At 71.4% G+C, this 16,476-nt stretch carries 17 protein-coding genes and 2 pseudogenes; 7 read left to right on the top strand and 12 right to left on the bottom strand.

Annotation, left to right across the window (positions count from 1 at the left end):
* Window positions 1-65: 65 nt before the first annotated feature.
* The gene (locus ACZ7OO_RS29110; RefSeq protein ID WP_471509160.1) at window positions 66-1,385 is read left to right on the top strand and encodes an MFS transporter; all 1,320 of its coding nucleotides are present in this window, start codon (window positions 66-68) and stop codon (window positions 1,383-1,385) included.
* On the opposite strand, the gene ACZ7OO_RS29105 is transcribed toward ACZ7OO_RS29110, so the two are convergent.
* Entirely contained in the window at window positions 1,347-2,192 is an 846-nt protein-coding gene (locus tag ACZ7OO_RS29105; RefSeq protein WP_471509158.1) for a spermidine synthase, read from the bottom strand. The genes ACZ7OO_RS29110 and ACZ7OO_RS29105 overlap by 39 nt on opposite strands.
* Before the next feature lie 119 nt (window positions 2,193-2,311).
* A complete protein-coding gene (gene tuf / locus ACZ7OO_RS29100) occupies window positions 2,312-3,481 on the bottom strand; it encodes an elongation factor Tu (RefSeq protein WP_352222128.1) in 1,170 nt (389 codons plus the stop codon).
* Between the two features lie 334 nt (window positions 3,482-3,815).
* Here tuf and ACZ7OO_RS29095 point away from each other — a divergent pair, with 334 nt between their 5' ends.
* Entirely contained in the window at window positions 3,816-4,580 is a 765-nt protein-coding gene (locus ACZ7OO_RS29095; protein WP_471509156.1) for a TVP38/TMEM64 family protein, read from the top strand.
* Between the two features lie 120 nt (window positions 4,581-4,700).
* Here ACZ7OO_RS29095 and ACZ7OO_RS29090 read toward each other — a convergent pair whose 3' ends face one another.
* From ACZ7OO_RS29090 to ACZ7OO_RS29075, 4 genes are all read right to left on the bottom strand, one after another.
* A complete protein-coding gene (locus tag ACZ7OO_RS29090; RefSeq protein WP_471509154.1) occupies window positions 4,701-5,870 on the bottom strand; it encodes a thiolase family protein in 1,170 nt (389 codons plus the stop codon).
* Window positions 5,871-6,037: 167 nt separating this feature from the next.
* Complete coding sequence (locus ACZ7OO_RS29085; RefSeq protein WP_471509153.1) at window positions 6,038-6,763, bottom strand: cupin domain-containing protein; 726 nt, start codon at window positions 6,761-6,763, stop codon at window positions 6,038-6,040.
* Window positions 6,760-7,689, bottom strand: a complete 930-nt coding sequence (locus ACZ7OO_RS29080; RefSeq protein ID WP_471509151.1) for a DUF6807 domain-containing protein — start codon at window positions 7,687-7,689, stop codon at window positions 6,760-6,762. Before ACZ7OO_RS29080 ends, ACZ7OO_RS29085 begins: the two co-directional genes overlap by 4 nt.
* Window positions 7,686-8,852, bottom strand: a complete 1,167-nt coding sequence (locus tag ACZ7OO_RS29075) for a Gfo/Idh/MocA family protein (protein ID WP_471509149.1) — start codon at window positions 8,850-8,852, stop codon at window positions 7,686-7,688. Before ACZ7OO_RS29075 ends, ACZ7OO_RS29080 begins: the two co-directional genes overlap by 4 nt.
* Before the next feature lie 281 nt (window positions 8,853-9,133).
* Between ACZ7OO_RS29075 and ACZ7OO_RS29070 the strand changes: the two genes are divergently transcribed.
* Window positions 9,134-10,009, top strand: coding sequence for an undecaprenyl-diphosphate phosphatase (locus ACZ7OO_RS29070; protein ID WP_471509148.1), 876 nt, complete (start codon window positions 9,134-9,136; stop codon window positions 10,007-10,009).
* A gap of 62 nt (window positions 10,010-10,071) precedes the next feature.
* Here the strand turns inward: ACZ7OO_RS29070 and ACZ7OO_RS29065 are convergent, their stop codons facing one another.
* Both ACZ7OO_RS29065 and ACZ7OO_RS29060 read right to left on the bottom strand, forming a co-directional pair.
* Window positions 10,072-10,437: a nuclear transport factor 2 family protein gene (locus ACZ7OO_RS29065; protein WP_471509146.1), complete on the bottom strand. Its 366-nt coding sequence runs from the start codon at window positions 10,435-10,437 to the stop codon at window positions 10,072-10,074.
* A 55-nt stretch (window positions 10,438-10,492) separates the two neighbouring features.
* Window positions 10,493-11,200 (bottom strand): alpha/beta fold hydrolase, encoded by a 708-nt coding sequence (locus ACZ7OO_RS29060; RefSeq protein WP_471509381.1) that lies wholly within the window; start codon window positions 11,198-11,200, stop codon window positions 10,493-10,495.
* A 134-nt stretch (window positions 11,201-11,334) separates the two neighbouring features.
* On the opposite strand from ACZ7OO_RS29060, the gene ACZ7OO_RS29055 reads away from it, so the two are divergent.
* The 3 genes from ACZ7OO_RS29055 (at window position 11,335) to ACZ7OO_RS29045 (ending at window position 12,925) form a co-directional block, all read left to right on the top strand.
* Entirely contained in the window at window positions 11,335-12,159 is an 825-nt protein-coding gene (locus ACZ7OO_RS29055) for a helix-turn-helix domain-containing protein (RefSeq protein ID WP_471509144.1), read from the top strand.
* Window positions 12,160-12,235: 76 nt separating this feature from the next.
* Window positions 12,236-12,700: a hypothetical protein gene (locus ACZ7OO_RS29050; RefSeq protein WP_471509142.1), complete on the top strand. Its 465-nt coding sequence runs from the start codon at window positions 12,236-12,238 to the stop codon at window positions 12,698-12,700.
* Window positions 12,701-12,745: 45 nt separating this feature from the next.
* The gene (locus ACZ7OO_RS29045; RefSeq protein WP_471509140.1) at window positions 12,746-12,925 is read left to right on the top strand and encodes a hypothetical protein; all 180 of its coding nucleotides are present in this window, start codon (window positions 12,746-12,748) and stop codon (window positions 12,923-12,925) included.
* A 13-nt stretch (window positions 12,926-12,938) separates the two neighbouring features.
* Here ACZ7OO_RS29045 and ACZ7OO_RS29040 read toward each other — a convergent pair.
* From ACZ7OO_RS29040 to ACZ7OO_RS29025, 4 genes and pseudogenes are all read right to left on the bottom strand, one after another.
* Window positions 12,939-13,324, bottom strand: a pseudogene (locus ACZ7OO_RS29040) (SDR family oxidoreductase).
* 54 nt (window positions 13,325-13,378) lie between these two features.
* Entirely contained in the window at window positions 13,379-13,663 is a 285-nt protein-coding gene (locus tag ACZ7OO_RS29035; RefSeq protein ID WP_471509138.1) for a hypothetical protein, read from the bottom strand.
* 306 nt (window positions 13,664-13,969) lie between these two features.
* On the bottom strand, window positions 13,970-15,367 hold the full coding sequence (locus ACZ7OO_RS29030) for an FAD-binding oxidoreductase (protein ID WP_471509136.1): 1,398 nt from the start codon (window positions 15,365-15,367) through the stop codon (window positions 13,970-13,972).
* A 329-nt stretch (window positions 15,368-15,696) separates the two neighbouring features.
* Window positions 15,697-15,861 (bottom strand): annotated as a pseudogene (locus tag ACZ7OO_RS29025) (DUF4291 family protein); the annotation flags it as partial.
* A 102-nt stretch (window positions 15,862-15,963) separates the two neighbouring features.
* On the opposite strand from ACZ7OO_RS29025, the gene ACZ7OO_RS29020 reads away from it, so the two are divergent.
* Window positions 15,964-16,449, top strand: coding sequence for a nuclear transport factor 2 family protein (locus tag ACZ7OO_RS29020; RefSeq protein WP_471509134.1), 486 nt, complete (start codon window positions 15,964-15,966; stop codon window positions 16,447-16,449).
* The last annotated feature ends 27 nt before the right edge of the window (window positions 16,450-16,476 follow it).

Raw genomic sequence — 16,476 nt, 5'->3', positions numbered from 1 at the left:
CGAGGGGGGCCTGAGGCCCGCCAAAGGGTTTGGCAAGCCGGACCCCCGGCAGGGATAGTCAGGCGGTGACCTCCGCCTCCGACGCCCCCGGCACCCCCGGCACCCCCGGCCGCCTGCACAGACCCGGCTGGGCGGGCCGCAACTACAGCCTGCTGACCGCGGCGGCGGTCGTGACGAGCCTGGGCGCCAACGGCTCACTGGTCGCCGCCGCGTTCGCGGTCCTGGACGCGGGTGGCGACGGCGGGGACGTCGGTCTGGTGGCCGCCGCCCGGACCCTTCCGCTGGTGCTGTTCCTGCTCATAGGGGGCGCGGTCGCGGACCGGTTCCCCCGCCACCGGGTGATGGTCGCGGCCAACTGCCTCAACTTCCTCTCCCAGGGCACCTTCGCCGTCCTGGTGCTCGCGGGTGAGCCGCGCCTGTGGCAGATGATGCTGCTCACGGCGCTGGGCGGCACGGGCCAGGCGTTCTTCAGCCCGGCGGCCGAGGGCATGCTGATGTCCTCGGTGAGCGGGGAACAGGCAGGCCGCGCCTTCGCCGTGTTCCGGATCGCGATGCAGGGCGCGGCCCTCGGCGGCGCGGCCCTCGGCGGCGCGCTGGTGGCGGCGGTGGGCCCCGGCTGGGTGCTGGCGGTGGACGCGGCCGGGTTCGCCGTCGCCGGGACACTGCGCTCGTTCCTCGACGTCAGCCACATCCCGCCGCGCGCACCTGGCGACGGGATGCTGGCCGACCTCCGGGAGGGCTGGCGGGAGGTCACAGGGCGCCCCTGGCTGTGGGGCATCGTCGTCCAGTTCTCGATCGCGAACGCGGTGGTGGGCGCCGCCGACGCGGTCTACGGCCCGCTCGTCGCCCGCGACAGCCTGGGCGGGCCGGGTCCATGGGGCCTGGCGCTGGCCGCCTTCGGCGCGGGCACGGTGGCCGGCGCCCTGCTGATGACCCGCTGGAAACCCCGCCGGCCGCTGTTCGTCGGCACCCTCTGCGTCTTCCCGCTGGCCCTGCCCTCGGCGGCGCTGGCGGTCCCCGTCCCGCTGGCGATCCTCTACGTGGTGATGTTCGTGTCCGGGACCGTGGTCGAGGTCTTCGGCGTCTCCTGGATGACCGTGCTGCACCAGGAGATACCCGAGGAGAAGCTCTCCCGGGTCTCGGCGTACGACTGGTTCGGCTCCGTCTCCCTGCTGCCGCTGGCGACGGCGCTGGCGGGCCCCGCGGAGGACGCTTTCGGCCGGACTCCTGCGCTGTGGGGCGGCGCGGGCCTGATCGTCGCCGTCACGGCCGCGGTCCTCCTGGTGCCGGACGTCCGCAACCTCACCCGCCGCACGGTCACGGTCACCGCACGGCCGACGCCGACGTCACCCGATGCCGAACGTTCCGCCGGGGGGCTCGGGTGACGGCACGGCGTCCGCGTCCCCCACCGGCCCGGCCCCGCCGAGGAACCGCCGCAGGGCGGGCCCGTGTTCGACCCGCGCCGGAAAGGCGTCGGCGGCCGTGCGCCGGGCCAGCCCGCCGGTGTCGACGGGCCGGTGCGAGGCGATGAGCACCGCGTTCCCGAACCGCCGCCCGCGCAGCACCCCCGGCTCGGCGATGACCGCCAGTTCCTGGAACAGGGCCGCGAACGTGGCGAGTTGGGAGCGCAGGAAGTCGAAGGGGGCGGAGTCCGCGAGATTGGCCAGGTAGACCCCGTCGTCCCGCAGTACCCGCTCGGCCTCCCGCGCATAGCCCAGCGAGGTGAGATGCGCGGGGATCCGGGACCCTCCGAAGACGTCGGCGATCAGCACGTCGGCCGAGTCGCCGGGAGCGCCCTCCAGCCAGCCCCGGGCGTCGGCGGCATGCAGGGCGATCCCGGTGTGGTCCGGCAGCGGCAGATGCTCGGTGACCAGGTCCAGCAGCCCCCGGTCGGCGTCCACGACGTCCTGCCGGGACCCCGGCCGGGTCGCCGCCACATACCGGGGCAGCGTGAGGGCGCCCCCGCCGAGATGCAGCACGTCCAGGGGCGCCCCGGCCGCCGCCACCGCGTCCAGCACATACCCGAGCCGCCGGGCGTACTCGAACTCCAGATGCGTCGGCGCGTCGAGATCGACGTACGACTGGGGCGCCCCGTCGACGGTCAGCAGCCAGGCCCGCTCCCGGTCGACGTCGGGCATGAGCTTGGCGGTGCCGTGATCGGTGACCCGGACGACGGGTATGGCTTCGTTCACGCCTCCATTGTGCGATGCGCATGCGTACCAGGGGCGCGGGGCTGTGTTGACATGCGGCCCGCTGAGTGGGGGACCGCGACCAGCCCCCACCGGCCCTCGGTCCCCCACTCACCACGACCTCACTCCACCGAGGTCACGGTCCCCGCGCCCACGGTCCTGCCACCCTCCCGGATGGCGAACCCGAGACCCGCCTCCAGCGGCACGTCCCGCCCCAGCTCCACGGTCATCTCCACCGTGTCCCCGGGCCGGGCGACCGCCACGTCGCCGAGGTCGACGTCCCCGACCACATCCGCCGTACGGATGTAGAACTGCGGGCGGTAACCCGTCGAGACAGGGGTCGTACGACCCCCTTCGCGCCCCGACAGCACATACACCCGCGCCGAGAACCGCCGGGCCGGTACCACGCTCCCCGGCGCCGCCACCACGTGCCCGCGCCGTACCGCGTCCCGGGGCACCCCCCGCAACAGCAGCGCCACGTTGTCGCCGGCCTGCGCCTCCGCCATCGGCTTCCCGAAGGTCTCCAGACCGGTGACGACGGTGTCGACGTCCGCACCGAGCACCTCCACACGGTCGCCGACCCGCACGGTCCCCCGCTCCACGGCACCGGTCACGACGGTCCCGCGCCCGGTGATGGTGAGCACGTTCTCCACCGGCAGCAGGAACGGCGCGTCCAGATACCGCTCCGGCATCGGAACGTACGTGTCCACCGCGTCGAGCAGCGCCTCGACGGACGCCGTCCACCGCGGGTCCCCCTCCAGGGCCTTGAGCCCGGAGACCCGTACGACGGGCACGGAGTCGCCGCCGTAGCCCTGCGCGGTGAGCAGTTCACGGACCTCCAGCTCGACGAGGTCGATCAGTTCCTCGTCGCCCGCGTCGGCCTTGTTGAGCGCGACGACGATGTGGTCGACGCCCACCTGCCGGGCGAGCAGCACGTGTTCGGCGGTCTGCGGCATGATGCCGTCGAGCGCGGAGACCACGAGGATCGCCCCGTCCAGCTGGGCGGCCCCGGTCACCATGTTCTTGACGTAGTCGGCATGGCCCGGCATGTCCACATGCGCGTAGTGCCGGGTGTCGGTCTCGTACTCGACGTGCGCGATGTTGATGGTGATGCCGCGGGCGGCCTCCTCCGGGGCCCGGTCGATGCGGTCGAACGGCACGAAGGTGCCGGTGCCGCGCTCGGCGAGGACCTTGGTGATGGCGGCGGTCAGGGTGGTCTTGCCGTGGTCGACGTGGCCCATCGTGCCGATGTTGAGATGCGGTTTGGTGCGGACGTATGCCGTCTTGGGCATGGCTCTACCTCGAAGCCTGAACTGCGGTGATGCGTCTCGTCAGCACGAGACGCGGGGACCCCGGGGAACCGGCCGACCCTCCCCCTGCGGGGTCCGCCGGACGATCCGGGGAGGGTCAGCTTCGGGCGCCGTCGACGGCGGCCAGGAGAACGGGCACGGCAGCCTTCGGCGCATCCGCGGCTGCGGATGCTGCGTAGAGGAAGGCGTACCGGAACATGACGCAGATCATTGCCGATGCGTCGCCCCACGTCGAACGGTTTTCCGTGGCGCCGGTTTCGCCCAATGGACAGGAACCATACGGCGATCACACATCTCCGTCGGCTAGTGTCACGGAATGCTCGATGCCAACCGCTCTGGCACCGCCACGGCCGTTCCCCCGGCCGCCGCCAAGGAGCTGACCATTGCCGTATCCAGTCCGGTGAGTTTCACCGCGCGCTGCACGAGAGTGCTGCTGTCGCCGTGGTCCCGCCTGGCCCTGCTCGTCGCCCTGCTGGCGGCGGCCGCGTCATCCGTGCTGCTCTTCGAGCCGCAGAAGCTGATGACGCAGGGCTGGCCACCCCACGTCGAGGGCGCCACCGCGGTGGTGATCTTCGCGGTGGCGTACGGCCTGATCACGGTGGCGTTCGTGCCGCGACCGATCCTGAACCTCGCGGCCGGCGCGCTGTTCGGCTCGGTGCTGGGCATGGGCGCGGCCATGGCGGGCACCCTGCTCGGCGCCTGGCTCTCCTTCGCGCTCGGCCGGATGCTCGGTCAGGACGCCCTGCGCCCGCTGCTGCGGGGCCGGCTCCTGAAGGCGGCGGACAACCAGTTCAGCAAGCACGGCTTCCGTTCGATGCTCGCGGTACGGCTGTTCCCCGGCGTCCCGTTCTGGGCCGCGAACTACGCGGCATCCGTCTCCCGTATGCGCTACGCGCCGTACCTGCTGGCGACGGGGCTGGGCTCGATCCCGAACGTCGCCGCGTACGTCGTGGCAGGCGCCCGGGCCTCGACACCGACGTCACCGGTGTTCCTGATCTCGGTGGCGGCGATCGTGGTCCCGGCGGTGGCGGGTGCGGTGGTGGCCTGGCGAAAGCGCCACCATCTGCGCGGCCCCCGGTAGCGGCAGCGCCGCGCACGGGGCGCGGGGCCGTGTTGAATGTGCGGCCACCACGGGGTGGGCGCGACCGGGCTCGACGGCACGGCGACTACGAGACAGCGCCGGCACCCCTCCGATCCCTTCTCAGACCGCCTCCAGGATCATCGCGTTGGCCAGCCCACCCGCCTCGCACATCGTCTGCAGCCCGAAGCGAGCGCCACGCTCCCGCATCGCGTGTACCAGCGTCGTGGTCAGCCGGGTCCCGCTAGCCCCCAGTGGATGCCCCAGCGCGATGGCCCCGCCGTGCACGTTGACCTTCGCCAGATCCGCCCCGGTCTCCTGCCGCCAGGCCAGCACCACGCTGGAAAACGCCTCGTTCACCTCGAAGAGGTCGATGTCCGCGAGGCCCAGCCCGGCCCTGCGCAGCACCTTCTCCGTCGCCGGGATCACGCCGGTCAGCATGAGCAGCGGGTCGGAGCCGGTCACGGCGAACGCGTGCAGGCGGGCCAGCGGCCGCAGCCCGAGCCGGGCGGCGGTCTCACCGGCCATGATCAGCACGGCGGAGGCGCCGTCGTTGACCGGGCTGGCGTTGCCCGCGGTGACGTTCCACTCGATCTGCGGGAAGCGCTCGGCGAACCCGGGGTCGTAGTAGGCGGGCTTGAGCCCGGCGAGGATCTCGGCGGTGGTGCCGGGCCGTACGGACTCGTCACGGCGGAGCCCTTCCAGCCCCGCCACCTCGGCGTCGAACAGCCCCGCGTCCCACGAGGCCGCGGCCTTCTGGTGCGAGGAGACCGCGAACGCGTCCATCTCCGCCCGGCTGATCGACCACTTCGCCGCGATCAGCTCGGCGCTGATGCCCTGCGGGACCAGGCCCTCCGGGTAGCGGGCGGCGACTCCGGGGCCGAAGGGGTCCTTGCCGGGCGGCACGTTGGACCACATCGGCACCCGGCTCATCGATTCGACGCCACAGGCCACGACGATGTCGTAGGCCCCGGACATGACCCCCTGCGCCGCGAAGTGCACAGCCTGCTGGGAGGAGCCGCACTGGCGGTCGACGGTGGTCGCGGGGACGGTCTCCGGGAAGCCCGCCGAGAGCACGGCGTAGCGGGTGGTGTTCATGGCCTGCTCGCCGACCTGGTCGACGGTGCCGCCGATCACGTCGTCGACGAGGGCCGGGTCGACACCGGAGCGCTCGACGAGGGTGCGCAGGGTGTGGGCGAGAAGCTCGACGGGGTGGACATGCGCCAGGGACCCGTTCGGCTTGCCCTTCCCGACGGGGGTGCGTACGGCTTCGACGATGACTGCGTCACGCATCACGGGGACCTCGATTGCGAGTCTCGATTACCGGTGAGTAGGAAATCCGAACTCACCATAACTCCGTGAGTAGGAAAATCCAACCATCACCCGAACCGGTGCCCATGGCCGCGCCCACCCGCAGGCTCCGGGGTGGTCACCCCCCGGACCGTCGGCGCCCTGCGGCCCTACTGCCCCTGCCGGTACACGTCCAGCCGCCCACACATCCCGAACCGGCCCTGCTCAGAAGGCTGTTCAGCCTGTACGACGGCGTCGGCGAGGTGGCTGACATCGCCCTGTCCGAGGCGATCGAGGTACTCCCCCGTGGCCGCGGCGGCCGCCCGGGCGCCGCACTCCCAGCGGGCGCGCCACTCGGCGAGCCGGGGCCGTACGAGGGCGGCGGCGGCCCGGTGGAAGGCGGCCAGCGGCTCCGGACCTGTGGCCTCCCGCAGGGCTCGGTAGCCCTCCAGGGCGAGGTCACGGCGGGCCCGGGCGATCCGCTCCCGCTCGGCCTCCGGCGCGTCCGCCGGGATGGCGGTCACCGAGGCGTATGTCTCCGGGTCGGTCAGGTACCGCGGCGGCAGCGTCAGTACCGCGTCCCCGGCCTCCGGAAGGCCGGTGTTCTGCATCAGCACGGTGATGCGCAGGTCGTCCTCGTTGACGAGGCGGTGGACGGTGCCCGGCGTGAACCAGGCGACCGTGCCGGCCGCGAGAGGCGTGACCTGGTACCCGGAGGTGGTGAGCGTCTGTACCGCACCCCGGCCGCCGGTGACGACGTAACCTTCCGAACAGGCCAGGTGCAGATGGGGGGTTCCGCCGCGCACACCGTCGGCGGCGGGCCAGTCGTACACGCACAGGTGCGAGACCGCGACCCCGCCCGGCAGCCCCGCGAACCCGGACACCCCGCCGCTCACCACGGATGCGCCTCCAGGTACTTGGCGATGTCCGCGCGTTCCCAGGCGCCGTTCGCGACGACGACCCGGTAGCGGCGCCGGAGGGTGTCGCCGGGCGCCAGTTCCAGTTCGTCGTGGAAGGCCCAGGAGGGGGCGATGCCGGCGAACGGGTCGTTGCGCACGAACCAGTGCGCGGGGTGGGCGCCTTCCGCGCCCGAGTGGTCGTTCTCCGGGGCGTGTTCGAAGACGACGGTGGCATGGCCGTCGGCGCCGTCGTGCTCGCCGGACAGGGCCAGCCAGGACGACTGGGAGCCCATCAGCTCCGGTCCCTCGCCCTCGGGGCCGATGATCCGGCCGTCCCTGAAGGCGCGCGGCCCGCGCCAGAACAGGCCGGTGTAGCCCGCCTGTTCACGCCCGGCAGTGGTCGGACTGCCGAACCGCAGCGGTTCGCCACGGACGTTGGTGATCGCACTGGACCAAGTAAGCGCCCAGACACCGGCGTCGGGGTCGACGTCATGGACCTCGATGCGCCGCTGCTCCTGCGCCCACAGCGTCCCGTCGTACGGATGCCAGGTCAGCCGCTCCGCGACGACCAGCCGGCCGTCCGCCGACGACAGCTCGTCGAAGCCGACGTGCCGCATCGAGCCGACGCGCTCCGGGAGGACGAGGTAACCCTCGCCGTGGACATAGGAGTTGCCGCCCCACAGGTTCGCGCCGGACAGGTGCGAGGCGGTCAGGGAGAGGCCTTTGTGCCAGCGGTGGTCGTTGGGCCGGTAGTCGGTGACGACGTCCCCGGCGAGGGTGCGGATCGGGTGCAGATAGGGCTTGGGGGCCTCCCAGGGGGCCTCGGGCCGGTAGACGTAGACGAAGAGCTGCACCCCGGTGACCGGCTCGGTCACGATGATCCGGTCGCCGTGGGTGTGCGTGATCCGCAGCTCGCCGCTCACGCCGACACCTCCTCACGCTCGACCGGCGCCCAGCCCGGGGCGCCCCCGTGCAGGTCCGTGTAATAAGGATCACCGGGACCGATCTCGCCCGCACGCACGGTCGTGTCGGTGAACGCCGACTTGTACAGCGCGGTGATCAACTCCAGGCTGGTGCGCCCGTCGGCGCCGCTGCTGCGCGGCCGCTCCCCCGCGCGCATACTGGCGACCAGCTCGCGCAGCTGGGCCAGGTGCGAGCTGGGCACGTCCGGCCCGAAGTCCTGCCAGGCCGCCACCTCGTCGGCGGGGACGCCCGGGGCCGGGGTGATGCGCCAGTTCTCGTTGCGGTGGCCGTACAGATGGGTCAGTTCGACGGTCGCGCGCTCGCAGTCGATACGGATACGGCTGACCTCGTCGGGGCTGAGCACGCTGTTGACGACGGTCGCCAGGGCGCCGTTCGCGAACCGGACCAGGGCGGTGGAGACGTCCTCGGTCTCCACGTCGTGCACCAGCCGGCCGGCCATGCCCCGCACCTCGCTCCACGGCCCGAGCAGGTCAAGCAGGAGGTCCATCTGGTGGATGCCGTGGCCCATCGCCGGGCCGCCGCCCTCGGTCGCCCAGCGGCCGCGCCAGGGCACGGCGTAGTAAGCCGTGTCCCGGTACCACGTGGTCTGGCAGTGGGCGACCAGCGGCCGGCCCAGGGCCCCCTCGGCCAGCAGCCGCCGCACCTGGGTGGAGCCGGAGCCGAACCGGTGCTGGAAGACGATGGACGCGAAGGGCCCGCCGTCCGTGCCCTCCTCGGCCTCGACCGCGTCGAAGTCGGCGAGGGACGGCACCGGCGGCTTCTCGCACCACACCCAGGCGCCGGCCCGTAGCGCGGCCACCGTCTGGTCCCGGTGCAGGGTCGGCGGGGTGCCGATGGTGACCAGGTCGGGCCGCTGCTCGGCGAGCATCAGGTCCAGGTCGGTGTAGGCGTGCGGAATGCCGGCCTCGGCGCGGAACGCCTCGACGGCGGTGGCATCGATGTCGACGGCCGCGACGACCTCGGTCTCGCCCTCCGCGGCCAGCTGGGCGAGCGCGGGCAGATGGGAACCGCGCCCGATGGCGCCGGCGCCGACGACGGCGGCCCGGATGCGGCGACCGGTGAAAGGGACCCCTGAAAGAGGGGAAAGGGGCGTGCGGGGCATGGACGTGATCAGCACTCCTCGGGGCGTGGACCGACGATGGGCGCGAACCGTCGCCCGACGTGCGCCGCACACGCACCCCGATGTGCGGGAGCAAGCGCTTTCTCCTGGGGAAACGTAAGCGTCGGTGCCTCGGCCGGTCAACACCCCCACACTCCTGTCCGCCCGCCGAACCCCTGTGTCCGGGCGGCCACCCGGCCCGCTACGCTGCCGTTGCACACGCATGATCACGCGCGCCCGCGCGTCCGCCAGCCCCTCTCTCACCCCTGGGACGCCGCACCTTCATGTCTTGGTTTGAATCGCTGATCCTCGGACTCGTCCAGGGGCTGACCGAGTTCCTGCCCGTCTCCTCCAGCGCGCATCTGCGGCTGACCGCGGCCTTCTCCGGCTGGAAGGACCCGGGCGCGGCCTTCACGGCGATCACCCAGATCGGCACGGAGACCGCGGTGCTGATCTACTTCCGCAAGGACATCGGGCGGATCGTCTCGGCCTGGTTCCGGTCGCTGTTCGACAAGGCGATGCGACGCGACCACGACGCCCAGATGGGCTGGCTGGTCGTCATCGGCTCGATCCCCATCGGCCTGCTGGGTGTGACACTCAAGGACCAGATCGAGGGCCCCTTCCGGGACCTGCGCATCACGGCGACCATGCTCATCGTCGTAGGCGTCGTCATCGGCATCGCCGACCGGCTGGCCGCCCGCGACGAGACGGGCGGCCGGCACCGGGCACCGAAGCAGCGCAAGACGCTGGAGAACCTGAGCGTGAAGGACGGCCTGATCTACGGCCTCTGCCAGGCCTGCGCCCTGATTCCCGGCGTCTCCCGCTCCGGCGCGACCATCAGCGGCGGCCTGTTCATGGGCTACAAGCGCGAGGCGGCGGCCCGTTACTCCTTCCTGCTCGCCGTCCCGGCGGTGCTGGCCTCCGGCGCCTTCGAGGTCAAGGACTCGGTGAGCGGGGGCCATGTGGCCTGGGGCCCGACCCTGTTCGCCACGGTGATCGCGTTCGCCTCCGGATACGCGGTCATCGCGTGGTTCATGAAGTGGATCTCCAACAAGAGCTTCATGCCGTTCGTCTGGTACCGCATCGCCCTCGGCGTCGTGATCATCGCCCTGGTCTCGGCGGACGTGCTGAGCCCGCACGCGGCGGAGTCGGCGGGCTAGCTCGCCAGACGGCCGGAGGCGGCAGGTTGCTCGTCAGACGGCCGGAGGCGGCAGGTTGGTCGTCAGACGGCTGGAGTGCCCTGGTGGAAGTACATCCGCCAGCCGGTCTCCGTCAGCCGCCACAGGGAGCTGCGCCAGACCCGGCGCCCCTGGTTGTCCGCGAAGTACGTCAGGTGTACGACGCCCGGAGCGAGCACGGTTCCGGACATCTCGCTCACCTGGACCGGGGACTCGGGGGACACCGATCCTCCGCTGGTCACCGTCAGGACCGACACCGCGTCCCAGCGGCGGCCGGACGCCCCGATCTCGGTGAACTCCGGGTCGAGAAGCCTCAGGACGAGGTCCGGGGAGGCGTGCACCTCGGGGTCGAGAAGCCGCAGCTCGCCGTCGATGGCCGCCTGTACCGCGCGTTCGTCCTGGTCCGTCATGCGGGGAGGCTATGGCCTCATACCGCCCTGGGCACAGCGAATATCCCGCTCGGGATCAGCCGAGCTTGAGCAGGAGTTCCGTGAGTTCCAGCGGCATGGTGATCATGCAGTCGTGGCCGGTGGGCAGTCGCCACACCTGCTCCGTCGCGGGGACCGGACGGCGCACGATGCCCTCCGGTACATCGGCCACACAGTGGATGTGGGTCCGGGGGATCGTGCGTAGGGCCGGGTTGTCCAGCCGGACCGGCTGCTGGAGGCAGCGCACCGACTCGTCGGTCAGCATCGTGCGCAGCCAGGCCAGGTCCGCCGGCTCGGTGACCCCGAACAGGCCGTGTGGCGGCGGCAGTTCGGGCAGCGGCGGAACTCGCCAGCCGCTGTCGGAGGCCAGGGCACGGTCGATCAGGGTCCCGGTCACGGGCTGGACGTCGGCGGCGCTCTCGCCGTGTTCCGGGAGCATCGCGTCGAGATACACCAAGTGTCCGACACGGTTGGGGACTTGGTTGGCGGCGGACGAGATGACCAGTCCCGCGTAGCTGTGCCCGACGAGTACGACGTCGGTCAGGTCCTCGTCGGTGATCAGCCCGACGACGTCGTCGACGTGAGTGTCGAGGCCGACGTCGGGGCCGAGCAGATGGGCTTTCTCGCCGTGACCGGTCAGCGACGGCGTAAACACCCGGTGTCCGGCCGCGGTCAGCAGCGGGACGACCCGCCGCCAGCACTCTCCGCTGTGCCAGGCGCCGTGCACCAGCAGATACGTCGACATGATCTCGCTCCTCACTGTGCTCATGAAGGTCACCGACCACGCTTCCGCGCCGGCCCCTGCCGGGGCAGAGCCCCGCTGGTCCTGGGGGTGACAGGACCAGGCACGGGAGCGACGGCCCGCATTACGGTGGCGGGATGACCGACGAACCGAACCTGCTGGGCGCGTACGTGCGTGCCCGCCGCGAGCTCGTCACACCCGAGCAGGTCGGGATCCCCGTGCTCGGGGCACGGCGGGTGCCGGGCCTGCGCCGGGAGGAGGTGGCCATGCTGGCCGGCATCAGCGCCGACTACTATCTGCGCCTGGAGCAGGGCCGCGACCGCAACCCCTCCGTACAGGTCCTGGAGTCCCTCGCCCGCGTGCTACGCCTCGACGAGGCCGCGACGGCGTATCTGCTGAGCCTCGGCGCGGGACAGCCGCGCCGGCGCCGACGCCGACGCCGGAAGGAGACGGTTCCGCCCGGCATCGCCCAACTCGTCGCCGCCCTCCCGCTCCCCGCGCTCGTCGAGGGCCGCTACTTCGACGTGCTCGCCGTGAACGCCCTGGCGAGCGCACTGTCACCACGCCTCACGGTCGGCGCCAACCGGCTGCGGGACACCTTCCTCGACCCCGCCGAGCAGGCCCTCCACCCGGACTGGGAGAACGCGGGCGCCGGCATGATCGCCGGTTTCCGCCGGTCCGTCGGGACCGACGCGGACGACCCTCGCGTCATCGACCTCATCGGTGAACTCTCCCTCGCGAGCCCCCACTTCAGCCGGCTCTGGGCCCGCCACGACGTGGCCGCCTGCGAGGGCGCGGCCAAGTACATCGACCACCCCCAGGTCGGCCGCCTGCGGCTGAACCGCGAACGCCTGGCCGTCAGCGGCACGACCGGCCAGACCCTCGTCATCTACCACCCGGACCCGGGCAGCGACGGCGCGGAGAAACTGGCACTGCTTGCCTCGGCGACGACTACGGCGTGACGGCGGAAGCGATGCCTACGGAGTGAGCGCGGGAGCGCCTGCACATGGCGTGTACGCCGGGCGGGATGACTACGGCGTGAACGCGGAAGCGACCGACCGCCGCGTCAACACCGGGCGGCACGACCACGACCTGAGCGCAGGAGGCAACACCCACACCGTGAACGCGGAAGCGACCGACCGCCGCGTGAACGCCGAACGCGACGACCACGACCCGAGCGCGGAAGCGGCCCCCGCACCGACCGACCGTCACGTGAACACCGAACGCGAAGACCACGCCCCGTTCGCCGAACGCGACTCCCACGGCGTGAGCGCGGGGCGGTCGCTGGTGGTGTGGGCCCGGCTGGGCGGCTCATCTCGGCCAACCACCAACACCCCGTTTCTTCGGGAGCGTTGGGGCCGACGCAACGGCTCCGGCGAGGGGGAAGTCCAGGGTAGGGGCGTACAGCCGTATCCGCGGCGCGACCACCCGCCCGGCAAATGCCAGGGCTTGGCGCCCCCGCTCGCCGTCTCGCCCGTGACCAACCCCATACGGTCTGCGTAGCCACCCGGTAGCGCACGGTCAGTTCTTGCACCTACGCTGTTCGGTATGTCCCCCGATTCCCGAACCCCTGGTTCCGTGCGGTCTGCTGCCGAGGTCAACGAGCACATCCGGGCGCTGTGGCTACGTGCGGGCGGAACACTGTCGGCGCAGGAGCGGGCGGAGTACGAACTGCTGGTGGTCGAGTGGGCCGAGGCGATCCGCGCACGGATCATCGAGGCGGCCTGACCGGGCGCCGGGTTCAGCGCCCGGCGGAGACCCGCAGCACCGCGCCCGTAGTGTAGGAGGCCTCCGGCGACAGCAGCCAGGCGATGGCCGCGGCGGTCTCCTCCGGCCGGCCGGCCGGGCCAGCGGCGCTGCGGCGCCGATCCGTTGGGGCCTGCCGGGGTCACCCATCGCCGTGTGCATGTCGGTGTCGACGGCTCCGGGAGCGACCGCGTTGAACCGCACCCCGTCCGGTCCGAGTGCCTTGGCGAGGCCCACGGTCAGGGCGTCGACGGCCGCCTTCGTCGCCGCGTAGTGGACGTACTCGCCGGGACTGCCGAGCGTGGGCGCCGCCGAGGACACGTTCACGATCGCCCCGTTTCCCCGCTCCGCCATCAGCCGGGCCGCCCGTCGTGAACACAGCAGTGTCCCCCGGTACAGCCTTGGAGGCCATCTCGTGCGGTGGTCCGACCGCTGTCAGGCGGAAGCCACCACCTCGCCGGCCATGACCTGGGGAGGGTTGGGGAGCAGTGACGCAAGGCTGTCCCGCACGAAGTCCGCAGCTCTCGAGATCGATTCGTCGGCACCGGCCTGGTCCTGGAAGACGCTGGTCGAGACCATCACTCCGTCCCCGATATCGATCCAGTAGTAGGCCACGAAGCCGGGGACCTGTCGCATGAGCGGCACGAACCCCTCGTTCACGAGACGTGCGGCCTCGGCCGAATCGGTCACCCCTTGGTACCGCCGGACTGCTGCGTACATCGCCAAGCTCCTCACGCCGTTCGACGTTCGTCCTCTGCTGGGACGTCGTACCCTGCGACGGCTGCCTGGCTCGCGAGGAGTCCGGTAATCACCTGAAGGGCCGCCTCCAGTGATCCGAACAGCGGCCACCGACCCGGACACGCGGCCCTGCGTACGTGTGCCACATGAGAAGGCATCGACGTGGAGTAGAGCAGCCTGAGTCGGTGACTGCCCGCGGCACGGAAGAGGCTGTGAACGCGGCTTGATGACTCACGTCAAGCCTCGCTCACAGCTCTTGCCAGGTCCAGCACTCTGCAGTCGGGGCGCTCACGAGGTGGCGGGTGGGATGTTCTGGTTGGCGTGGAAGAAGTTGTCGGGGTCGTAAGTGTGCTTGATCGCGGCGAGCCGGTCGTAGTGTTCACGGTACGTACCCCGGACCCGGTCGGCGCTTTCCTCCTCGCCAAGGAAGTTGATGTAGGCGCCGCCCATGGAATAGGGGTGCAGATCACTCCAGTAGTCGACGCACCACTGGCGGACCAGGCCGGCGTTGGCGGGCTCGGGGTCGATGCCCGCGATGACGCCGGACCACATGGCATGTCGATAGGCCCAGGCCGTGTCGTCGGCATCGACCCGGCGGGTGGCCCCGTCGATCGGGTACAGGTGCATCGTGGACAGGCCGGTCGGGAGGTTCTGGCCGTACGTCTCGTGTACGGCGATGGCGTCGTCGGGGATGGCGTCGAAGAAATCGCCGCGCCAGTACCACTGCAGCCCCTTCGGCAGCAGCCCGTCAAACATGCTCTGCAGGGCGGGGTAGGGCACGGGAGTGGTGAAGTGGAACACCGGCGGCCCGGGCGCGTTCACGACGGTCAACGCCTTCTCCAAGCGATCCCCTTCCAGGTCACCTGTGTAGCACCACACCACGCCGCACACCTTCCGTCCGTGGATCGCCTCGGGGAAGGGCGGCCCGGGCGGTACCGTCAAGAGGGCGAAGAAGCCGTTGAGCTCCTTGGGCGCACCGGGCAGGAACTCCCGGTACCACTGGAGCACTTCACGGGTGCGGTCGACGGGCCAGACGGTCACCGCGAGGCCGACGGTGTCCACGGGGTGCAGCTGGAAGGTGAACGACGTGATCACGCCGAAGTTGCCGCCGCCGCCCCGCAGCGCCCAGAACAGGTCCGGGTGGTCGTTCTCCGATGCGGTGACGAACGTGCCGTCGGCGAGGACCACGTCGGCGGACAGCAGGTTGTCGATGGTCAGGCCGTACCTGCGGGTCAGATGCCCGTGCCCACCGCCGAGGGTGAGACCGCCGACGCCGGTGGTCGACACGATCCCGGCCGGAGTGGCCAGGCCGAACGTGTGGGTCGCGTGGTCGAGGTCGCCCCACTGGCTTCCGCCGCCCACGCGCGCGGTCCTCGTCTGCGGGTCGACGTCCACCCAGCGCATCGGCGTCAGGTCGAGCATCAGCGCGTCGTCGACCACACACAGGCCCGGACCGCTGTGCCCGCCGCCACGCACCGTCAGCTCCAGCCCGGTGTCCTGGGCGAACGAGAGCACCGTCCGTACGTCCGCCACGTCGACGCACCCCGCGATCACCGCCGGACGCCGGTCGATCATGGCGTTGTAGATGCTGCGGGCCTCGTCATAGCCCGCTTCTCCCGGAGCGAGGACGGGTCCCCGCAGTGCCTCACGCAGACACTCAAGAGCCGGTCCGTCGATGCCGCCCATGCTCGAGCACCCTTCTGCTCACACGCGCGGAGCGCTGACCGGAAGGGCTGCTAGGCGCGTACGACGCGCGACGAGGACCAGCAGCAGAGTTCAAGCACCCCGCACCAATATTGTCCGGCTGCCCGCCGAGTCCCGCACGTCGGCCCGTCGGCCCGAACGACGCTCAGTCCGCCAGAGCCCCCACGGACGCCGGCCTGGCGTGCTGTCCTGAACCTTGGCGCCGCACCGCTCTGCCGTTGAGCGGCACCACAGGTCCGTCTTCGAACGGATCTCGCGCGGAGCAGGGTCCACTGTTTTCAACGCCAAAGAGGGCATGAGCGCGCCTTGATGACCCAGGTCATCCGGTCCCGCTTCCAGGTGGCCGGAAATCGTCCCGTCCTGGCCGCCGGGCCGCCGATCTCGGGGCGGTAGGCCTGGTACACGGTGACGGTGGACTCCGTATGGCGCGCGCGAATACGGAATTGGGGTTCTTGTTCGACTGACTGGTGGTTCACATGACCAGGGCCAGGGGCACCCCCGTTCGAACACCACCGAATATCACCCACATATCGCCCGCACCCCTTGGCTGTGCTCGCCTCGTGCCCAACACTGAGCCGATGACGCAGCGCGTGGAGCTCGCGACCGTGATGGATCGGCTGGCCGTGGACGGACTGGTCACCGACTACGCGGTGGCCGTCGACGACGGTGACTGGGCGGCGTACCGGAGACTGTTCACCGTGGACGGGCGGGCCGACTACCGGTCGGCCGGCGGGATCGAGGGGGATGCCGGGCAGGTGGCCGGGTGGCTTTCGGAGAGCCTCGCGCTGTTCTCGATGCGACAGCATCTGATCGTCAACCGCCAGGTGCGGTTCGGGATTCTGGAGAACGACGCCGGGGACACCGCGAACCTTCAGGCCGACTACATCAACCCCATGCGCTTCGCCGGCGGCGACGGCGCCTCCACCGCCCCGGACTTCGTGTGCGGCGGCCGCTACGCCTTCGCGTTCCTGCGCACCCGGGACGGCTGGCGGCTGCGCCAGGTGGTCGTCGAGGAGAAGTGGCGCAGGATGAGCGACCTGCGCGCGACGGCCGCACCGGACTGACCCCGCGCCCACGCCCCCTGTCGGAGA

The sequence above is a fragment of the Streptomyces sp. NPDC111744 genome (genome assembly GCF_055634995.1).
This window is presented reverse-complemented; position numbering and strand designations above follow the sequence as displayed.

Bases quoted from the DNA above. Each gene is read 5' to 3' on its own strand.
- tuf (WP_352222128.1), bottom strand. From the start codon at position 3,481: ATGCCCAAGACGGCATACGTCCGCACCAAACCGCATCTCAACATCGGC.
- ACZ7OO_RS29095 (WP_471509156.1), top strand. From the start codon at position 3,816: ATGCTCGATGCCAACCGCTCTGGCACCGCCACGGCCGTTCCCCCGGCC.
- ACZ7OO_RS29090 (WP_471509154.1), bottom strand. From the start codon at position 5,870: ATGCGTGACGCAGTCATCGTCGAAGCCGTACGCACCCCCGTCGGGAAG.
- ACZ7OO_RS29075 (WP_471509149.1), bottom strand. From the start codon at position 8,852: ATGCCCCGCACGCCCCTTTCCCCTCTTTCAGGGGTCCCTTTCACCGGT.
- ACZ7OO_RS29070 (WP_471509148.1), top strand. From the start codon at position 9,134: ATGTCTTGGTTTGAATCGCTGATCCTCGGACTCGTCCAGGGGCTGACC.
- ACZ7OO_RS29065 (WP_471509146.1), bottom strand. From the start codon at position 10,437: ATGACGGACCAGGACGAACGCGCGGTACAGGCGGCCATCGACGGCGAG.
- ACZ7OO_RS29060 (WP_471509381.1), bottom strand. From the start codon at position 11,200: ATGTCGACGTATCTGCTGGTGCACGGCGCCTGGCACAGCGGAGAGTGC.
- ACZ7OO_RS29055 (WP_471509144.1), top strand. From the start codon at position 11,335: ATGACCGACGAACCGAACCTGCTGGGCGCGTACGTGCGTGCCCGCCGC.
- ACZ7OO_RS29045 (WP_471509140.1), top strand. From the start codon at position 12,746: ATGTCCCCCGATTCCCGAACCCCTGGTTCCGTGCGGTCTGCTGCCGAG.
- ACZ7OO_RS29035 (WP_471509138.1), bottom strand. From the start codon at position 13,663: ATGTACGCAGCAGTCCGGCGGTACCAAGGGGTGACCGATTCGGCCGAG.
- ACZ7OO_RS29030 (WP_471509136.1), bottom strand. From the start codon at position 15,367: ATGGGCGGCATCGACGGACCGGCTCTTGAGTGTCTGCGTGAGGCACTG.
- ACZ7OO_RS29020 (WP_471509134.1), top strand. From the start codon at position 15,964: ATGACGCAGCGCGTGGAGCTCGCGACCGTGATGGATCGGCTGGCCGTG.